This is a genomic window from Pirellulales bacterium, from assembly GCA_036490175.1.
Lineage (GTDB): Bacteria > Planctomycetota > Planctomycetia > Pirellulales > JACPPG01 > JACPPG01.
Map to the genome: position 1 here is coordinate 1 of DASXEJ010000097.1, position 18,064 is coordinate 18,064.

The 18,064-nt window shown below is 58.7% G+C and carries 11 protein-coding genes; 9 read left to right on the top strand and 2 right to left on the bottom strand.

Features of this window, described 5'->3' with window-relative positions; translation table 11 throughout:
* Nucleotides 1-697: 697 nt before the first annotated feature.
* From VGG64_06975 to VGG64_06985, 3 genes are all read left to right on the top strand, one after another.
* Complete coding sequence (locus tag VGG64_06975) at nucleotides 698-4,972, top strand: tetratricopeptide repeat protein (GenBank protein ID HEY1599327.1); 4,275 nt, start codon at nucleotides 698-700, stop codon at nucleotides 4,970-4,972.
* Between the two features lie 193 nt (nucleotides 4,973-5,165).
* Entirely contained in the window at nucleotides 5,166-6,482 is a 1,317-nt protein-coding gene (locus VGG64_06980; GenBank protein HEY1599328.1) for a nucleotide sugar dehydrogenase, read from the top strand.
* A gap of 49 nt (nucleotides 6,483-6,531) precedes the next feature.
* Nucleotides 6,532-7,533, top strand: a complete 1,002-nt coding sequence (locus VGG64_06985) for an NAD-dependent epimerase/dehydratase family protein (GenBank protein HEY1599329.1) — start codon at nucleotides 6,532-6,534, stop codon at nucleotides 7,531-7,533.
* Between the two features lie 43 nt (nucleotides 7,534-7,576).
* Here the strand turns inward: VGG64_06985 and VGG64_06990 are convergent, their stop codons facing one another.
* The gene (locus VGG64_06990) at nucleotides 7,577-8,590 is read right to left on the bottom strand and encodes a UDP-glucuronic acid decarboxylase family protein (protein ID HEY1599330.1); all 1,014 of its coding nucleotides are present in this window, start codon (nucleotides 8,588-8,590) and stop codon (nucleotides 7,577-7,579) included.
* A gap of 435 nt (nucleotides 8,591-9,025) precedes the next feature.
* On the opposite strand from VGG64_06990, the gene VGG64_06995 reads away from it, so the two are divergent.
* The 6 genes from VGG64_06995 to VGG64_07020 all read left to right on the top strand — a co-directional run bounded on the left by VGG64_06995 (nucleotide 9,026) and on the right by VGG64_07020 (nucleotide 16,305).
* Nucleotides 9,026-10,603 carry an ABC transporter substrate-binding protein/permease gene (locus tag VGG64_06995; GenBank protein ID HEY1599331.1) on the top strand — a complete coding sequence of 526 codons (1,578 nt, stop codon included), beginning with the start codon at nucleotides 9,026-9,028 and terminating at the stop codon, nucleotides 10,601-10,603.
* 79 nt (nucleotides 10,604-10,682) lie between these two features.
* Complete coding sequence (locus VGG64_07000; protein HEY1599332.1) at nucleotides 10,683-11,447, top strand: amino acid ABC transporter ATP-binding protein; 765 nt, start codon at nucleotides 10,683-10,685, stop codon at nucleotides 11,445-11,447.
* 212 nt (nucleotides 11,448-11,659) lie between these two features.
* Entirely contained in the window at nucleotides 11,660-13,177 is a 1,518-nt protein-coding gene (locus VGG64_07005) for an extracellular solute-binding protein (protein HEY1599333.1), read from the top strand.
* A 97-nt stretch (nucleotides 13,178-13,274) separates the two neighbouring features.
* Entirely contained in the window at nucleotides 13,275-14,063 is a 789-nt protein-coding gene (hisN, locus tag VGG64_07010; GenBank protein HEY1599334.1) for a histidinol-phosphatase, read from the top strand.
* 452 nt (nucleotides 14,064-14,515) lie between these two features.
* Nucleotides 14,516-15,496 carry a polysaccharide deacetylase family protein gene (locus VGG64_07015; protein ID HEY1599335.1) on the top strand — a complete coding sequence of 327 codons (981 nt, stop codon included), beginning with the start codon at nucleotides 14,516-14,518 and terminating at the stop codon, nucleotides 15,494-15,496.
* Nucleotides 15,475-16,305 carry a formyl transferase gene (locus VGG64_07020; GenBank protein HEY1599336.1) on the top strand — a complete coding sequence of 277 codons (831 nt, stop codon included), beginning with the start codon at nucleotides 15,475-15,477 and terminating at the stop codon, nucleotides 16,303-16,305. The genes VGG64_07015 and VGG64_07020 overlap by 22 nt, the downstream gene beginning before the upstream one ends.
* 181 nt (nucleotides 16,306-16,486) lie before the next feature.
* On the opposite strand, the gene VGG64_07025 is transcribed toward VGG64_07020, so the two are convergent.
* On the bottom strand, nucleotides 16,487-17,842 hold the full coding sequence (locus VGG64_07025; protein HEY1599337.1) for a TlpA disulfide reductase family protein: 1,356 nt from the start codon (nucleotides 17,840-17,842) through the stop codon (nucleotides 16,487-16,489).
* Nucleotides 17,843-18,064: the final 222 nt, after the last annotated feature.

Consider the following 18,064-nt stretch of genomic DNA (forward strand, 5'->3'; position numbering starts at 1 on the left):
CCTGTGCAAGGCCAGCGACCCGTCCCCAAGCAAGCGCGCAAACGCCCACCCAGGTCCAGACCCTCTCACCCCCCCGCGAGAGCGCCAACGCCGTACCGACTCTACAATCGGCATTAACATACTCACCCTGAAATCTTTCCATGAGATATTTTCCGCCAGGGAAACGGCATCTCGAACGAACACCTGGCCCTTCGGATTCGTTACAACTACGACGACCCTGCTGGTGATAGCAGCTGAGCGAGATGCGGTTGTCGGTTTGGTCCAAGTCCTTTGCATTTTAGATCTTGATGCGCGCACCGCGAGGTCGTTGACACCCCTGGCAGTGAGGATAGGATGAGTCAAGTACCCGGCAAAAACGGTCAGGCAAGCTACAGTTTCCTTTGGCCATCAGCGCTGGGCCATGTCCACAGTTTTGAACGGCAACCACGGGGCGGAATCACGCTTTGTCGTTCGACGAATTAAGTAGTGCATATCTGCGAGTGCATTCCGGTGGGTTTGGCCCCTTGACGCGAGGCTAGCATTTCCGCGTCAGGGCCCAACCGAAGCCGACTTGTTTCAATTGCCGCCAATGTCAGCGACGCAACGATTGCAGCGCCGCTGGCCACTGGGGCATGACAGACAGGGCACGACAGCCAAAACACCAATACACAGCGCGGATTGGTAGAGAACATCGCTCGTTGCACCCCCGGAGTGAATCATGCGGAGACTCAACGTAAAACTGGTCGTGCTTCTTTCCACGATCAGCGTGGTTGCAGTCGTACTGGTCGCGGTCGTCCATGGTTGGCAAATGAAACGCACCGCACGTGTGTTGCTTGTCCGAGCCAAGGAAGCGCAGACCCACGCTGAAGAAAGCGACGACGACAAAGACCTGGAGTTGGCCGCCTCTCTTTACCAGCAGTATGTGGCATATCGCCCCGAGGATGCCGAGGAGGGTGCGCAGATGGCGCTCCTCATGGCGGACCTTGCCGAAAAGCCTGGCGCGTCCAAGCAAAAGCGATACGCAGCCTACGCGGCGCTTGAGGAACAACTGCGACGGCACACAGAACGAGACGATGTGCGAAGTCGCCTGGTCGACTCGACAATGTTTGGGGGCCGCTACGGCGACGCCATCGACCACATCAATGAGCTGTTGAAGAAAACGCCAGATGACGCGGAACTGCTGACCAAGCTCGGTACGTGCAATTTCGTTTTGGACAACAATCACGAAGCAGAGCAGAGGCTGCAAGAGGCCATCAGCAAGGATCCCCATCAGATTCAGGCCTTTGACCTGCTGGCGACGGTTTTCCGCGAGCGCCTCAATAGCCCGGCTCAAGCCGACGAAATTATCGACCGGATGGTCGAACTAAATCCCCAAGATCCGAAGGCGAGGTTGGCTCGAGTACGTTACGTCGCCAAATACTTCAAAGAAGAAGAGGGACGTGACGTAACGGCGCGCGTCGCACAGCGCAAGGACGATGTGAAGAGGGCTCTGGAATTGGCCCCTGACGAACCCGACTCGCTGCTATATGCCGCGACCGTCGCTCTCGAAGAAGGCAAGACCGAAGAAGCGCGCAGGCTTCTAGAGCACGCGCAGATAGTCGACCCCGAGAATGCCGGCGTGGTGCAGTATCTAATTGCGTTGGATATGAAAGAGGAAAAGTATGACGACATCGACAAACTATTGAAGGGGGGGCCGAAGACAGAAGGATTGCAGCAGATCGACTTCGAATTAAAGTTGCACAATCGCGACCTCGCCGGCGCGAAAAAGATTCTGGTTGGTCTGGAAGAAGACCCCGAAGCATCGCGGCCTCTGGTGGAATTCATGCGCGCCGAGCTCGATTTTCACGAGATGAAATGGATGCAAGCCAGCAAGGAGTTGGAGCGTCTTCGGTTAGTGTTACCCTCCACATACCATGTGCGCATCGATCTGATGCTGGGGCGCTGCTACGACCAATTGCGGGAGCACGATCTGGAACTTCAGGCCTACGAGCGCGCCGCAAACGATCCACGTGGGGGCGTCCCGGCCCATGCCGGGCTGGCAATGGCGCTGATGAAAATCGGTAAGACCGACCGTGCCCTGTCGGGTCTACAGATGGTGAAAAAGCATCAAGGCGTGGACCAGTTCGTACAATCCGAGCAGGCCCGTTCGGCGCTGTTGACATTGCTTCTACAGCGCAACTCTGCGTTGCCAGAAGGCGAGCGGGATTGGACGGAAATCGACGAGATCGTGGCCGCGACCGCCAAGGCGTTCCCCGGGTCGAAGGAATTGTTGCTCATTGAGTCGAGTGTCCGCGAGCATAAAGGCGACCATGTGGCGGCGCGGCAAATACTGCGGGAGGCGATCGAGAAGGCGCCCAGCGATCCCCTCGCGTGGTTATCTTTGGCGAGGCTCGAGTTCCTGGACAGTGGCCCCGCCGCCGCCCTCAAGCTGCTCGACGAGGCGCAGGAGAAAGTCGGCGACGTGTACTCGACGCGCCAGACACGCGTCGTGTATGCACTGCAGCTTCCGGCTGAAGAGGCCAAGGAAACGCTTGCGGCCATGTCGCAGGGACTTGAGAAATTCAACGCGGATGAGCAAGACAGATTGCGCCGCATCATCGGCATTGGATATTTTCGCATCGGCGATCTCAGCAAAGCCCGGGCGATCTGGACCAAGATTGCCGAGGCGAAGCCCAACGATCCGGAAGCGCAGTTTACCCTGTTCGACATCTCGGTGCGCGAAGGGGACGACGCGGCGATTTCCGATAGCGTAGAGAAAATCAAGAATTTGTTCAAAGCGGGCAGCGCCGAAGCGAAGTTTGTCGAGGCCCGTCGGCTGGTGACGAAGGTTCGCGCGAACAAGAGCGGTGACTCGCAAGCAGCGCTCACCGAAGCCCGGCAACTGGTAAATCGCGCGGCAGAGCAACGTCCTCGATGGGCGATCCTGGCACGATTCGAGGGCGAGATCGACTTGCTGGAAGGGCGCTCGGACGATGCAATCACGCATTTGCAACGTGCCATCGAGTTTGGCGACACAGATGTAGCCACGGCGCGACAAATTGCGCAGCTCTTGGTATCGCGTGGTCGCGGCGAAGAGGCCCGCGGCTATATGCAATTGGCCAGCGCCCGAAACTTGAACGGAGATACGGCCGCTTCAGACATGCTGGAAGTCAGTATCGCCATGTCGGAGAGTGATATACCCAAGGCTGTAAAACTGCTGGAGAGCGCCCGAGAGCGAGAACCGGACGACGTGCAAAAAATCGTTCTGTTAGGGCAGCTTCTACCGCAATTGGGACGGGACGAGGATGCCGAGCAGCTATTACGAGGCCTGGTCGACACGCAGCCTCAGTTGCCGCTCGGCTGGTTCGAACTGGTCCGATATCTCAAATTGCACCAGCGCGAGGACGACGCGCGCGCGGTGATTGCCCAGGCCGAAGTGAAGTTGCCTAAAGAGGAGGTCGATTTGGCGGTCGGCCAGTGCTACGAATTGATTGGCGACCTGCCGAACGCGGAAAAAAGCTTCGTGAAAGCGCATGAGGGCGCGGCCGACGATTTGGGCGTGACCCGCGCCTTGGCGACGTTTTACGTGCGCTCGAAACAAACAGAAAAGGCCAGGGAGGAGTTGACCCGGCTGGTGCAGTCCGAGGCCACGAAGGACAGCGACCGAGAGCATATCGCCTGGGCGAATCGCGAATTGGCAGTCATCATCGCCGCCAGTGGCAGCTATAGCGATTTCCAACGAGCGATGGCGCAACTAACCCCGAAGAATGGCAAGGGGCGCGTGACATTGGCCGACAAGGTGGCCATGGCGCGTTTGTTGGCTAATCGGCCGGAGGCGGATTCGCGCATGGAGGCCACGAGGATACTTGAGGAAATCAAGAGCGAGTCGCCGTTGCCCAGCGATGCCCAGCTCATTCTGGCGCGGCTCTATGAAGTCACGGGGAACTGGCCGGAGTGCCGCGACGAGATGCTCTCGCTTGTCGGCAAAAACAAAGATAATGCGACTTACATCGCCACGTTTGTCGAGATGTTGATGCGCAACAACGATCAGGATGCCGCTACCTTGTGGATGGATCGCTTGGAAGAGATTGCTCCAGAGGCCCTGACGACTGGCGCGCTAAAGGCACGATTGCTGGTCATGCAGGGCAAGCCCGAGGAAGCCGTGGCCACGCTTCGGAACCTGCTGCCGCGGCCCATGCCGCGGGAGAAACTGGGCATGCTGGTGGATGCCGCCAAATTGCTAGAACAGCTGGAGCAGTACGACGCGGCGGAATCGATGTATCGGGAGTTCGTAGCGATCGATCCGTCATCAATACTGGTGTTGGCCGGATTTCTTGGCCGCCACGGTTCCTTGAAGGACTCTCTTGATCTTTGCCAACGTGCGCTGGAGTCGCCGACAATACCTGCCGAACAGGTCATTCGTCAGGCGCTCGCCAGCCTGCGCGCCGGCCACAGTGACGCAACGAAGGAAGACTTCGGCCGCGTCGAGGGGTGGGTTACCAAAGCCATCGCTCGCAACAATAAGCAACTGATTCTGCAACTGGAATATGCAGAATTGCTCGATTTGGAAGGCCGCTATGCCGAGTTGGAAGAGTTCTATGAGAAGCTGCTAAAAACCGCGGAGATGAGCGGAGTGCAACGCGCCCTGGTGCTCAACAATTTGGCCTACTTGTTGGCCGTGCAGAATCGGGCTGGCGACTCGCGTAAGTTCATCGACGAAGCCGTGCAGATACTGGGACCGCAGTCAGACCTGCTTGATACTCGTGCGCTCGTGCACCTGGCACATGGCGAACTCAAGCAAGCCGTCGAGGATTTGAACATGTCGGTCGTGGATCAGCCGACTGGTACGAAGTACTTCCACCTGGCACGGGCGTATCAGATGGGTAGCAACTCGCAATCCGCTCAGGATGCCTTTAAGAAGGCCATCGACGACTATGAGTTGAAGATGGATGATCTTCCCAGGCTCGAGCAGAGTGCCTTCCGGCAGCTTTCGGAGCAATTGGGATCGAACTGATTCGAGCGGCGAAATGTGTCCCGCGCAACTTATTACGGGGGCCCATCAACGATCCTGCCGCCGAGAGAGTTCAGCGTGAAGAATCGGTTCTTGTGCAGCATCATCGTCGACCAGGCGCCGCTCCTGCCGCAGGCGGCGATACGACTCGAGGTTTCCGCGGCCTGACCTCTCAATAACGTAGGAAAGCACCTTCATGAGTTCGCTGGAATCGGCCATTCGCGAGAAGACCGCCAGGATAGGCGTGGTGGGCTTGGGTTACGTCGGCTTGCCGCTGATCCGGGCGTTTGTCGCGGCTGGTTACCGGACGCTAGGTTTCGACGTTGATCAGCGCAAGGTAGATCGCCTCAAAGCGGGGGAGAGCTACATCAAGCACATCCCCGCCTCGTGGATTCGCGAATGTCTGGCCGGCGGACGCTTCGAGCCGACCGCCGACATGCGCCGCTTGTCCGAGGCGGACGCCGTGCTTATTTGCGTACCAACCCCGCTCAACGAAAGTCGCGACCCCGATCTGCTCTACGTCGAAGAAACGGCAAAGAGCATCGCGGCGGTGCTAAGACCTGGTCAACTCATTGTCTTGGAAAGCACCACGTATCCCGGCACCACGCGGGACGTCGTGCTACCGATCCTGAATCAGCGCGGTCTCACCGTGGGCAAGGACTATTTTTTGGCCTATAGCCCCGAACGCGAGGATCCGGGCAATCCTGACTATGGTGCCAGCGGCATCCCCAAGGTGGTTGGCGGGGTCGAGCCTCAGAGCGCGAAGCTGGCCGAGATGCTCTATAGCCAGGCTGTCGTGCGGATCGTGCCCGTCTCCAGTTGCGAAGTCGCCGAAGCGTGCAAAATCCTGGAGAATACCTACCGTGCCGTCAATATCGCGTTGGTGAACGAACTAAAGATGCTTTACGACCGCATGGGCATCGACGTGTGGGAGGTCATCGAAGCGGCCAAGACCAAGCCATTTGGATTCCAGGCTTTTTATCCCGGACCTGGGCTGGGAGGGCATTGCATCCCGATCGATCCGTTCTATCTGAGTTGGGTTGCGCGGAAGCATGGTCTACCGACGCAATTCATTGAGTTGGCCGGCCAGATCAATACCAGCATGCCGCGCTACGTGATCGATCGCGTCATCCGCGAGTTGAACAACCACGGCAAACCGGTCAAAGGTAGCAAGATCTGCCTGCTAGGCGTAGCTTACAAAAAAGACGTGGATGATCCGCGCGAGAGCCCCTCGTTTGAGTTAATGGATTTACTGCGCGAACGGGGCGCGGTGCTGACTTACAATGATCCGCACGTTCCGCGACTGCCGTTGGTGCGTCATCACAAGGCCGCCGATCTTACCAGCCAGGAGCTGACTCCGGAGTTTCTCCGTTCTCAGGACTGCATACTGATCGCGACCGATCACAGCGACTACAAATACGACGATATCGTGCGACACGCTCAATTGGTCATTGACACGCGCAACGCCACCAAGAACGTCCACGATCATCGCGAGAAAATCGTTAAGACCTAACAGCCCCGCTCGACGCGAGTACGTCGTCCCGATTCAGGAGCAACCGCGCGTGTCCGCAGAGACGACGTCCAAACAATATCTCGTGACTGGCTGCGCCGGTTTCATCGGTGCCAGCGTTTGCCGAGCGCTACTGGCCGCGGGTCATCAGGTCATGGGGCTCGACGACCTGAACCCCTCCTACGATCCTCGGATGAAGGCCTGGCGTCTTGCCGTATTGCGTCGGTCGGGGGAATTCAACTTCCAGCAGTTTGATATCACCGATCGCGGACACTTGGCCGAATTTTTTCGCGGCATGACCGCAGGAACACCGTTCGACGCCGTGTTCCACCTGGCAGCGCGGGCCGGCGTCAGGCCGTCGGTAGAAAATCCCTGGCTCTATTACCAGACGAACCTCGATGCCACGTTACACTTGCTTGATGCTTGTCGGACACATCGGGTGCCTAAATTGGTGTTGGCGTCTACTTCGAGCGTCTATGGAGCCGGTGCCGAGGTTCCCTTTCGCGAGACGTCTGACGCTGATCATCCCATGTCGCCGTATGCGGCCTCCAAGAAGGCAGCCGAAGTGCTGACCTACAGCTATCACGCGCTGTACGGCCTGGACGTTTCGGTGTTGCGTTTCTTTACCGTGTACGGTCCTGCCGGCCGACCCGACATGAGCGTGTTTCGCTTTGTGCGACAGATTGCCGAAGGTGAAACGCTGATCGTCTATGGCGATGGGACGCAACTGCGCGACTTCACGTTTGTCGAGGACATCGCCCGCGGCACGATCGCCGCGGCGCGACCCCTGGGCTACGAAGTGATCAATCTTGGCGGTGATCGGCCTGTGCCCTTGAACGAGTTGATCCGGCTGATTTCCGAGCATTTCGATCGCGAGCCACGCATCGAATACAGGCCCGCCCATGCGGCCGATGTACCGCAAACTTGGGCCGACATCACCAAGGCCGGTCGGTTGCTTGGCTGGCGACCGGAAACGTCGCTGGAAGCGGGGGTCAACGCCACGATCGACTGGTACAAGCAGAACCGGGCGTTAGCTTCCCAAATCAGCTTGTAGCGACGTGTGTGCAGCCGCGCGCAGCCGACATCCGCCTCCGCGACTAATAATTTGGCGTTGGCGCGCGGAATTTGTGGATGTCGATCGCGCGGAACCATTCGATCGTCTTGGCCAGTCCTTCGCGTAGCGGAATGGTCGGCAGCCACCCGAGTTTTTCGGTCGCCAGCGTAATATCCGGTTTGCGCTGCGTTGGATCATCGGCCGGTAGCGGGCGGTAGACAAGCTTGGATTTCGCACCGGTCAGTTCAATCACCAACTCGGCCAATTGCTTGATGGTAAATTCGCCAGGGTTGCCGAGATTGACCGGACCTAGAAAATTGTCCGGGCCGTTCATCATCCGCACGATGCCTTCGATCAAATCGTCGCGATAGCAGAAGCTGCGAGTCTGATCTCCCTTGCCGAAGATCGTGATGTCTTCCCCGGCCAGGGCCTGCCGCACGAAGTTCGAAACCACGCGACCGTCGAAGGGATGCATGCCTGGTCCGTAAGTATTGAAGATTCGCACCAGGCGAACCTTGACCTTGTTCATGCGATGGTAGTCCATGAACAAGGTTTCCGCAGCCCGCTTGCCTTCGTCGTAGCACGCGCGAGGGCCGATGGGGTTGACGTTACCTCGATAGCTTTCTGGCTGCGGGTGTACATCCGGATCTCCGTAGACTTCGCTGGTCGAAGCTTGCAGGATCTTAGCCCTGCAACGCTTTGCCATGCCCAGCATATTGATTGCACCCATCACGGACGTTTTCATCGTCTTGATGGGATTGTATTGATAGTGTCCGGGTGCCGCGGGGCAGGCCAGATTGTAGATCTCGTCCACCTCGAGAAAGAGCGGATGAATGATGTCGTGCCGAACGAGTTCGAAGTTCGGACGGGGAAGCAAATGGATGATGTTCGACTTCTGGCTGGTAAAGAAGTTATCGAGGCACACGACGTCGTGCCCTTCGTTGACCAGTCGCTCGCACAAGTGGCTACCGAGAAAGCCGGCGCCGCCGGTGACCAGAATTCGCTTATTGGTCGACACGATAGTTGAATCCTTTGTTCCGATTCCGTGGGTGCGCATTGCGGAGTCGCGGCAGTATAGCCGACGGCCCCCTTTTTCGCCGAGACTGGGTCTTCCGTAGTATAGATCACGCCCCGGCTACAAGCGGTTGATCCGAAAAAGCCTCCGCGGGACGTGGTCAGGGGAGTTGGCCTTTCACCTCGAATCGTACCGGCGTAGACTAGGAACAAATGCACTCACAGGTCGCATTCCGGCGTCAATTTCAGAACGCTCGTCGCTACGGCCGGCCCACCGATTCGAATGGCCATCAGATGAGCACCGGGACGCACGCCAGGGAGCTCTCGCGCGATGCGATGTAAGGGACCTGCGGCGAGAGGGCAGGGCAATCCAGGGATCCGTAACACGAACGCAAAATCGAGCATGCCAGTGCCAACGATCTTGGTCCGATGTACGGGTCCGCGGTGGTGGTCAAAGTGGCGGTCTTCATTCGTTCTCGTGGTTCTTTTGTTTGCGTGCGGCGGAACGATCATTGCCCAGGCTGCCGACGCGAATGGCGATCGCGATGCGCGCCTGCGCCAGCGTCTGGCAAGTGGCGTCTTGCATTGGGGAGGCGATGCCGAAGGAGGCGCGCCGTACCAACTGCGCGATCCGCATGATCCTGGCCGCGTGATCGGCTTTGAGGTCGAGCTCGCTGACGCGCTGGCAGACGTTCTGGCTCGGCGACTTGGAATACGGCTCTTGGCCCAGTTCGTGCAGTATCAATGGGAGAGCCTCGAGTTGGGGCTCACAAGTGCCGACGATTTCGACTGCATCATCAGCGGCTTCGAGATCACGCCTGCTCGGCAGGCAAACATGCTGTTTACGCGCCCCTACTATGTGTATTCCGAGCAATTGGTCGTCCGTCATGATGATCAGCACATCAAATCGCTCGCCGACTGTCGCGATAAAATCGTCGGCACGCTGATCGGCAGTGCCGCCTACCGGTTGTTGAATGAGCAACCCGTGCGCGAAGTAGTCGCCTTCGACGGCCAGATCGAGCCTTACCTGGATCTCGAACTGGGACGGCTCGACGCCGTGCTGCTCGATTCGATTATTGCCCTGTACTATGCCAGCACGAACCCAAAGCTGAAATATGTGGGCGAGCCGAGCGATCCTGGTGTGTATGCCATAGCCCTGCGCCCCGACGACAAAGATTTGGCCGTGGCACTCGACGAGGCACTGTTAGAATTAGTGCGCAACGGGCGGTTGGCGGAGATCTTGCGTCGCTGGCATTTGTGGAATCAGGAGCAGCAGGCCATCGTCCGAGGTGCGGACCCCGGTGAACAACTGCGCGGCTTGGGGTTCGCCGACGACGGACAATCGGTCTACGCCGACAGTGATTCACCCGCGGATGCCGTGGATATTCACATCATCGCCTCGTCGGCACAGCTGTGGACGTTTGATGAATATGCGCCGTTGCTCCTGAAGGGAGCGGGCATGACAGTCTTCCTTACTTTCTGTGGCATGGCAACGGCGATCGTGCTTGCGCTGCCGATTTGTCTGGCGCGACTTTACGGCCCTGCGCCATTGCGGTGGATGGCCCTGTGTTACGTCGAGTTTTTCCGCGGCATACCGGTGCTGCTGCTGCTGTTTGTGCTGTATTTTGGCCTCCCGCACTATGGCGTTCATCTGGGCGCGGTGGCCACGGCAATTGTCGGTTTCGGTCTCAACTACGCCGCCTATGAAGCCGAGATCTATCGCAGTGCAATCCTCTCGATCCCCCAGGGACAATGGGAAGCGGGTCGCGCCTTGGGTATGCCGGAGAGCACCACGTTTCGCCGAATTATCCTGCCGCAGGCGATGCAAACCGCGCTGGGGCCCATGACCAACGACTTCGTGGCCCTGTTTAAAGACACCAGCCTGGTAAGCGTGATCGCCGTGCAGGAGCTGACAAAAGAATACATGATTCTGTCGCGATCGAGCTTGAAGTTCCTCGAACTAGGTTTGTTGACCGCAGCACTTTACCTGTGCATGTCGATCCCGCTCGGTTACTTGTCGAGGCACTTGGAGACGCGCTTCAAAGCAGTGCGTTAGGTAAGATTCAGTGCGCATAAACCACGCGCTCAAAAACCGGTCTCACGTCTTACGTCTCATCGACTACCGCCGACCCGTCATGATCACGCCCAACGAACCGCTGATTTCCGTCGCCGGATTGTCGAAACGGTTTGGCACGAGAAAAGTCCTTGAAGGGGTCAATCTGACCGTTGGCCGTAGCGAGACCGTGGCGTTGATTGGACCTAGCGGCGGTGGCAAGTCGACGTTATTGCGCTCCATCAACGGTTTGAATCAATGGGATGCTGGCGAGATTCGCGTCGGTCCTTACACGTTGAAAGCCGATATGGTAGCCCGCGCAAGCGGCGCCGCGGCGCGCCAGGTGCGGCGAATGCTGGGTATGGTGTTTCAGGACTTTCAGCTTTTCCCCCATCTCACTGCCCGGGACAATGTCGTCGAGGCACCGCGACAAGTGCTCGGCTTGAATGTTGCTTCGGCCCGCTCCCGCGCCGCCGAACTACTCGACCGCGTTGGCATGGCCGCCCATGCCGAGAATTATCCCTACCAACTCTCTGGCGGACAGAAGCAACGGGTAGCGATCGCCCGTGCCCTGGCCATGCAGCCACACGGACTATTGTGCGACGAGATTACAAGTGCCCTCGATCCGGAGCTAAAACACGAAGTGCTGGACGTGCTGGCTGACCTGAAGCGCGACGGAATGACCTTATTGCTCGTGACGCACGAAATCGGCTTCGCCCGCCGGGCCGCCGACCGCGTGGTGGTGTTGGCGGACGGGCATATCGTCGAGGAAGGTCCGCCCGAACAGGTCCTTGATCATCCACGCTCGGAGCGCACGCGACAGTTTCTCAGCAAGGTGTTGGCATAAAGAAAAGGCCGCCTTGTTTGACAATAGTTGTGTGTTTACCTTCGCAATTGGTTACCGGCGTAGGAATTGCCCTGGAACCTGGTAGAGCGTGCAGCGGATTGCCATCGGACGGCCCCAGAAGCGATACTGAGTATGGTATTTTCCGCCCAGTTATCACGCCACAGAGTGCGCCGCAAAAGTTAGGATGCCGCCGGCTTAGGTTGAAATTATCCATGTCGAGATGGTCTTGTTGTTTGACGAATGTCGTGCGGCATTCGCGCTTGATCGTGGTCGCCGGCTTCGTCTGGGTTTCATGCATAGTCGGTTGCACCCGGCAGCCGACGGCGCCTGCAGAGACCGAATTGCCGTTGCGCGACATTGCATTGAAGTTGCTCGTTGTCGATGACGAGCCGCTGGCTAAGGCGATCGCGCTACTGCGAGGGCAGTGGCAAGCCGAGACCGGTAGCAAGCTCTCGGTCGACTCGGTCTCCCAGGCAGATTTTATCGCCCGGACGGCCGGCGGAGACCTGACGGCGGACGCCGTGATCTATGCACCACGGCTGTTAGGAACACTGGTTGAGTCCCGGGCAATTTCGACAATTGCGCGCGACTCGCTTGCATCGCGCGAGATGGACTGGGCCGACTTTTTCGAACTCCTCAAAACGCGCGAGGTCACTTGGGGAGGCGAGGTTTACGCCATCCCTTTGGGCTCGCCCGTGTTCGTCTGTTTTTATCGTGAAGACATCTTTGAATCGCTTGACTTGAAGGCGCCGCGCACCTGGGAAGAGTATCGCGACATTGTCGCGGTACTGGCTAAGCAAGAAATGCCCTCGACCAACAGCAACGAGCAGTCGACCGTCTTGGATGCAAAGGCCAGCGAGTGGAGCGCCACGGTCGAGCCGTGGGGACCCGGATGGGCCGGGTTAGCGCTTTTGGCTCATGCTTCTGCCTATGCGCGTCATCCGAACCATTATTCTACGTTGTTCAATATGCAGACAATGGAGCCGATGTTGGCGTCACCGCCATTCGTACGGGCCTTGCACGAGTTGGTCGCTCTGACCAAACTCTTGCCTCCTGCGGCCTTAGAGTGCAATCCGGACGATGCTTGGAGGGCGCTCCTTGCCGGCCAAACGGGCATGGCGGTGTGTTGGCCTGTCATTAATGGTAGTACGGCCCAGGGAGAAGCCGGCTTGCGGGGCGCCGACCTGCCGCAGATTGGCTGTGTCGAGTTGCCTGGCTCACCAGACGTCTACAATGCGACGGCCATGAAATGGGAACGACGCGCGGAAGGCACAACTCGCGTGCCGCTGTTAGGCATCACTGGTCGCGTCGGTTCAGTCTGTGCAAAGTCGGCGCAACCGGCTGCCGCACTGCAATTGCTGGCGTGGCTGGCTAGCCGCAAATGGAGCGAACGCATCGACACGGCAAGCGATGCCACAACTCTCTTCCGCACGTCGCAGGTCGCCACGGCCGAGGCCTGGTCGCGTGGCTTGCGTGCTCCGGAGGCTAAACGCTACGCCTCGGCAGTGGCAGCAAGTCTAACAGCAGCGGAATGCCTGGTTTTACCGCGTATCGCAGGCGCCGAGCGGTATCTCGCGGCTCTTGACGAGGCCGTGCGGCAAGCGCTAGCCGGTCAACAAACGCCCGCGGAGGCCCTTGCCAAAGCTGCCGACGCGTGGCGAGCCATTACCGCGGAACTTGGCCTCGAGCGGCAACGGGCTGCGTACCAGCGATCGCTGGGGCTGGAATAGCAGGCGGCGGACGAACCATCGGATGTTGCTTGCACCGTGCTGATCTTCTAGTCGCTCCTTGGCATGCGGCCTATCGCCCGGTACGCTGACAGGCCATATGACGCAACAAGTTCTCGATCGATTGAAGGTAGCGCAGACAATCGCCCGCGAGGCGGGGGATATTACCCTGCGATACTTCTGTCAGGACAACTACCAGGTCGAATGGAAGCATGATGCGTCGCCGGTCACGGTAGCCGACCGCGAGGCAGAAAGTCACCTGCGCCATTGCATCGCCGCCGCGTTTCCGTCAGATGCGATTTTGGGTGAAGAACTCGGCGAACAATCCGGTACAACCGGCTTCCGCTGGATTCTCGATCCGATCGACGGCACTAAGTCGTTCATCTCGGGCGTGCCGCTCTACGGCACCCTGATCGGCGTCGAGTACGAAGGACGTAGCGTCCTTGGTGTAATTCATATACCTGGCCTCAACGAGATGATTTATGCCGCCACGGGGCAGGGGGCTTGGTACTGTCGTGGCGATGCCCTGCCGCGCCCGGCACGTGTCTCGCAAAAACGCACGCTGGGCGAGGGGCTTTTCTGTACGTCCGACGTGAAAGGATTCGGTGACATCGGCCGCCAGGAACCATACGAGCGATTGCAAGCCGCAGCCCGCCTCGCCCGCACCTGGGGAGATTGCTACGGATACTTGTTGGTTGCCACGGGCAGGGCTGAGTTAATGGTCGATCCGAAGATGAACGTCTGGGACTGTGCCGCCTTGCAACCGGTTCTCGAAGAAGCCGGTGGAACGTTCACCGATTGGTGCGGGACGCCGACAATTCATGCCGGCGAGGCCATTGCGACAAATGGCCACATTCTCGACGAGGTTCTGGCACTCGTCCGAGGTTGAGTGTTCTTCATCACGCGACGAAGGACGCCGTCGACCTTGATGTGCGATCGTGCGCCCTGGCAATCTCCGCTGCCTCGCACTCGTGATGTACTTACCACGCCGTCGCGATGGCGCATGCGGCGATAGCGGTGTCTCAACGGTCTACCCGCTACTTTGGCACGTTCTCTTCGCAGCATCAGTGGCGAATTGCCAGTCCTTCGGTGGATTTCAGGAAGGCTGGGCAAACTTTGCCGGTTGGTCTGACGGAATTCGATTCTGAGGATTGCATCCGTCGATTCTAGCAGCGGTGACTATGCGGGCAGACCTTCCGAGGTTTGCGACCGGCGGACGCCACCTGCTAGCGGCCCGAATGCCCTACTGGTTTCGCGCCGTTCGCATCGTCTCCGCGCGCTCTGGATCGCAGTGGACCGGTATTGCCCCTAAACCGGGCGAGAATCTGCACAAGGACTGTCATGCCTAGTTCGACCTTTGTTCCCGAGCGCCCGGACTTGCGTGTGTACGCACCGTCGGGCACGTTGCTGACGTTCTTGTTCCACGGCGTCTTCCGGAATAAGAGCGAGATCGAGCAGCATGTGGCCGACCCGCAGCAAAAGATAACGCTGTCGCACATTAGTCAGTTCGTCGAACACATGTTGGAAGCCGGCTATCAGTTTGTCTCGCCTGATGATGTCGAGCGCGGCCTCGCGGACGACGGACGCTACGTAATGGCGACATTCGACGACGGTTATGCCAATAACTTGCTCGTGCGGCCGCTGCTGGAAGAGTATGGGGTTCCGGCCGTGTTTTTCATCTCGACCGGACACGTTCTGGCTGGAACGCCGTTCTGGTGGGATGTTCTTTATCGCGAGCTGTGGCGACGTGGGGCCAGTGCAAAGCAGATCGCTCAAGTGGGTCAGGGGCTGAAGGAACTGACGAACATCGAGATCGAGAGCGTTTTAACCAGCATGTTTGGTGCCAAATCCCTGGTCGCCGAATCAGACATCGATCGGCCACTCAGCGTTGGCGAACTACAAGATTTTGCTCGCTGTCCGTTTGTTCATTTGGGCAATCACACACGCGATCACGGCGTGCTGACAAATTACACGTCCACCGGCATCGCCGAACAGCTTGGTGCGGCGCAGGATGACTTAGAGCGTATGGTCGGACTGCGACCAACATGCGTTTCTTACCCCAACGGCAACTATTCAGCAGAAGTTTTGCGGACGGCGCGCAGCCTCGGCCTGACGTTGGGAATAACAGTCGAACGAGCACGAAACCTGTTGCCGCTCGATCGTGCGGATGATGGTTGGCTGCGCTTAGGGCGCTTCACTCTGTGGGGAACTCGCGATATCGGTGAGCAATGCGACAACGTGCTGGCCGATTCGTGGTGGAAAGGCGTTTGGTCAAAGTTTGTCGGTAGGGACACACGATCATGGCAAAGACGGTCTGCCTGATCCGGCCGAATCCACCGCTGTTCTATTTTGCCAATACGCTCCATCGCGATCGTCCACTGACGCTGGCCGTCGTAGAGACCAGGCCTCCACGACCGCTGACGCGACTGTGGCGCAACGTGCGACCACCTGCGAGCACGCCTGCGGGGATCGATCCTGCGCGGCTCCCGCGCCGCGCTACCGGCATGCAGCAAGCGCGCGACTGCCAGCGATTCTTTGAAAATGATTGGCGATTTCTCGATCCAAGCATTCCACTGTTGGTTGTGCCGGACATAAATGCGCCGATTGTACGTCAGCGACTGGCCGACATTAAACCCGATGTGGTCTTGGACCATGGGACCGGCATCGTTCGCGACGAGTTGATCGAGAGCGTTCCCTTAGCACTTAACGTGCATTGGGGACTATCTCCCTACTATCGTGGCACGCACTGCACGGAGTGGGCCCTGGTGAATTGGGACCCCTACAATATCGGTGTGACGCTGCACCGCCTATCGCGCGAAATCGACGGCGGTGGCGTGGTGTCGCAGGCCCGCGCCCAAATAACGCCTGATGATACGGTCCACAGCATCAACATGCAATTGACGCAACTGGGCACTGCGCTGGCACGCGGAGCGCTGACGAGATTAGATCAAGGGCACCAGCTTGTGTTTCACAGCCAGGACCACGCACAAGGTCTGCTGACGTTGAACCGACAATGGAGCCGGACGTTGACGCGACAGATGCGCTATATTGAGAACCAGGGCCTCATCGGCCGAATGCTAAAGCATCCTGCTCGACGGGCGCGGTTGCCGATCGTCGAGCTTGCTGATTAAAAGTTACTACCTGCCCGAATTGCTCACCAGTTTTTTTTTAACGTGGTGCCGGGTGCAATGCTCACGCTCGTGTGAGCATGTCTTCGCCCCACAATTGCTTCACATGCCCGCCTAACTACGGAAGCCTGCATGCCAATCAAGGGCGAGCGCGGCCCTGGAAACAGAAAGCGGCGGCGCCGCCCTAACGTTGCATGGCAGCGGTTACTGCCGCATCGAGCTCCTTGAGCCCTTCCTGGCGATCGACCTCATAATAGCCGACATGGTAATGCGCGATCCGACCGTCGCGCCCCACGACGATCACCAAGGGCAGAGTCGCACCGACGAGCCGGGGGTCGCCGACCGCTTTGATGCCGGCGCCGCTATCGAGAACCAAGGGGTAGCTAAGGTTCATGAATGCCTTCAGCTTGCGAATCCCTGAAAGAGCGTCGCGGCGGTCCGCGTCGTCCTTGAGACGCCCATCGACGGCGACACCATAGACTTTCAGCCCTTGGTCTTTGCGCTTCTGATAAAGGAACTCCAGATACCCGACCTGGCCGTAGGGTTCCTTGAGCGGCACGTCGCGATAGTCCCAAAAGTGCAGCACGGTCACCTGTCCGGCCAAATCGTCCTGCGAGAGTGTGCCACCGGCTAGGCCCGGCAACGAAATCGCCGGGAGTGGCTGTCCTTGGAATTTGGCCATGAGGCCCGTGACTTCGCCGGCTCGCCCCCCTTGCAGTTGCACGTCACGCGCCGCGACCCCGATCAGTCGCGCTAGTGGTCCACCGGCGGCCAGTTTCTCCAACTCGGGTAGCGCTGCTGAGAGCAATGCAATCTCCGCGGGCGTCCAATCCGTATTGACCGATTGAGGTGGCCGGGGCAGCTTCGCGCGCAGCGCCAACATGCTGCCGAAGACCTCGAAGGTAGCCTTCTGTTGCGTGGCATCCGGCCGATTGATTTCGGCGAGCTTCATCTCCAATGCGTACTCGGTCCCCTTGTTCATGAAGACACGCTCGGCGAGAGATACTAACAGTGGCGACGCTTTGTCGACGAGCATCGTCTGCTTAACGCCATAGTCGTTGCCGACACGAACCTGCCAGGTGTCGCGTCCATCGCTTTTTTCTTCGCCCAAGACGTCAAACTTTTGACCGGCGTCGGACCATTTAAGGCCCTTGGCCAATGGCTGGTCGAGCGAGACGAGCGGTAGCGGCAAGGAAATGGCGCTCTCTCCCTCGCCATAGTCGAACCACAAACTAGGCTTGCTCGCTCCCTGGGGGACGCCGCGAGCGTCGAGGTTCAGTTGGCCGAATCGCTCGACCCATGGTAATGCGCCACGGCCACGCTCCTCGACCAACCAATCGAGCTTTGCGCCTGAGGCGTCTGCTTCGGCGACGAACCAAGTCAGGTCGAAGCCTTTTTGTTGAGGAGTGCCTTGTTCTGGCCCGACGACGCGCTGGGTGACGTTGCCGTGATAGACGATTTGCTGCCCGGGTTCGATGCCGGGATTGGCACTTATTTCCACAGGAAAAACGAAAAGAACTGCCAAGAGATGAGCGAGCATCGGCAACCTCAGCTACGAATATCAACGACAATCTAGCGATTGTACGCTGGACACCGCGGGAGGGCGAGTAAGTTGAACGCTGGGTAGACAGAATGGTTGGGACCAGTCGCTCACGTTTGACGTGGGTTACGCTGGAGTTGCGTTTACAATGCGCAGAGCCACCACGGAGGACTGGTCCCATGAAAAAGCTAGTATACGTCGGTTTGGATGTCCATCGGGATA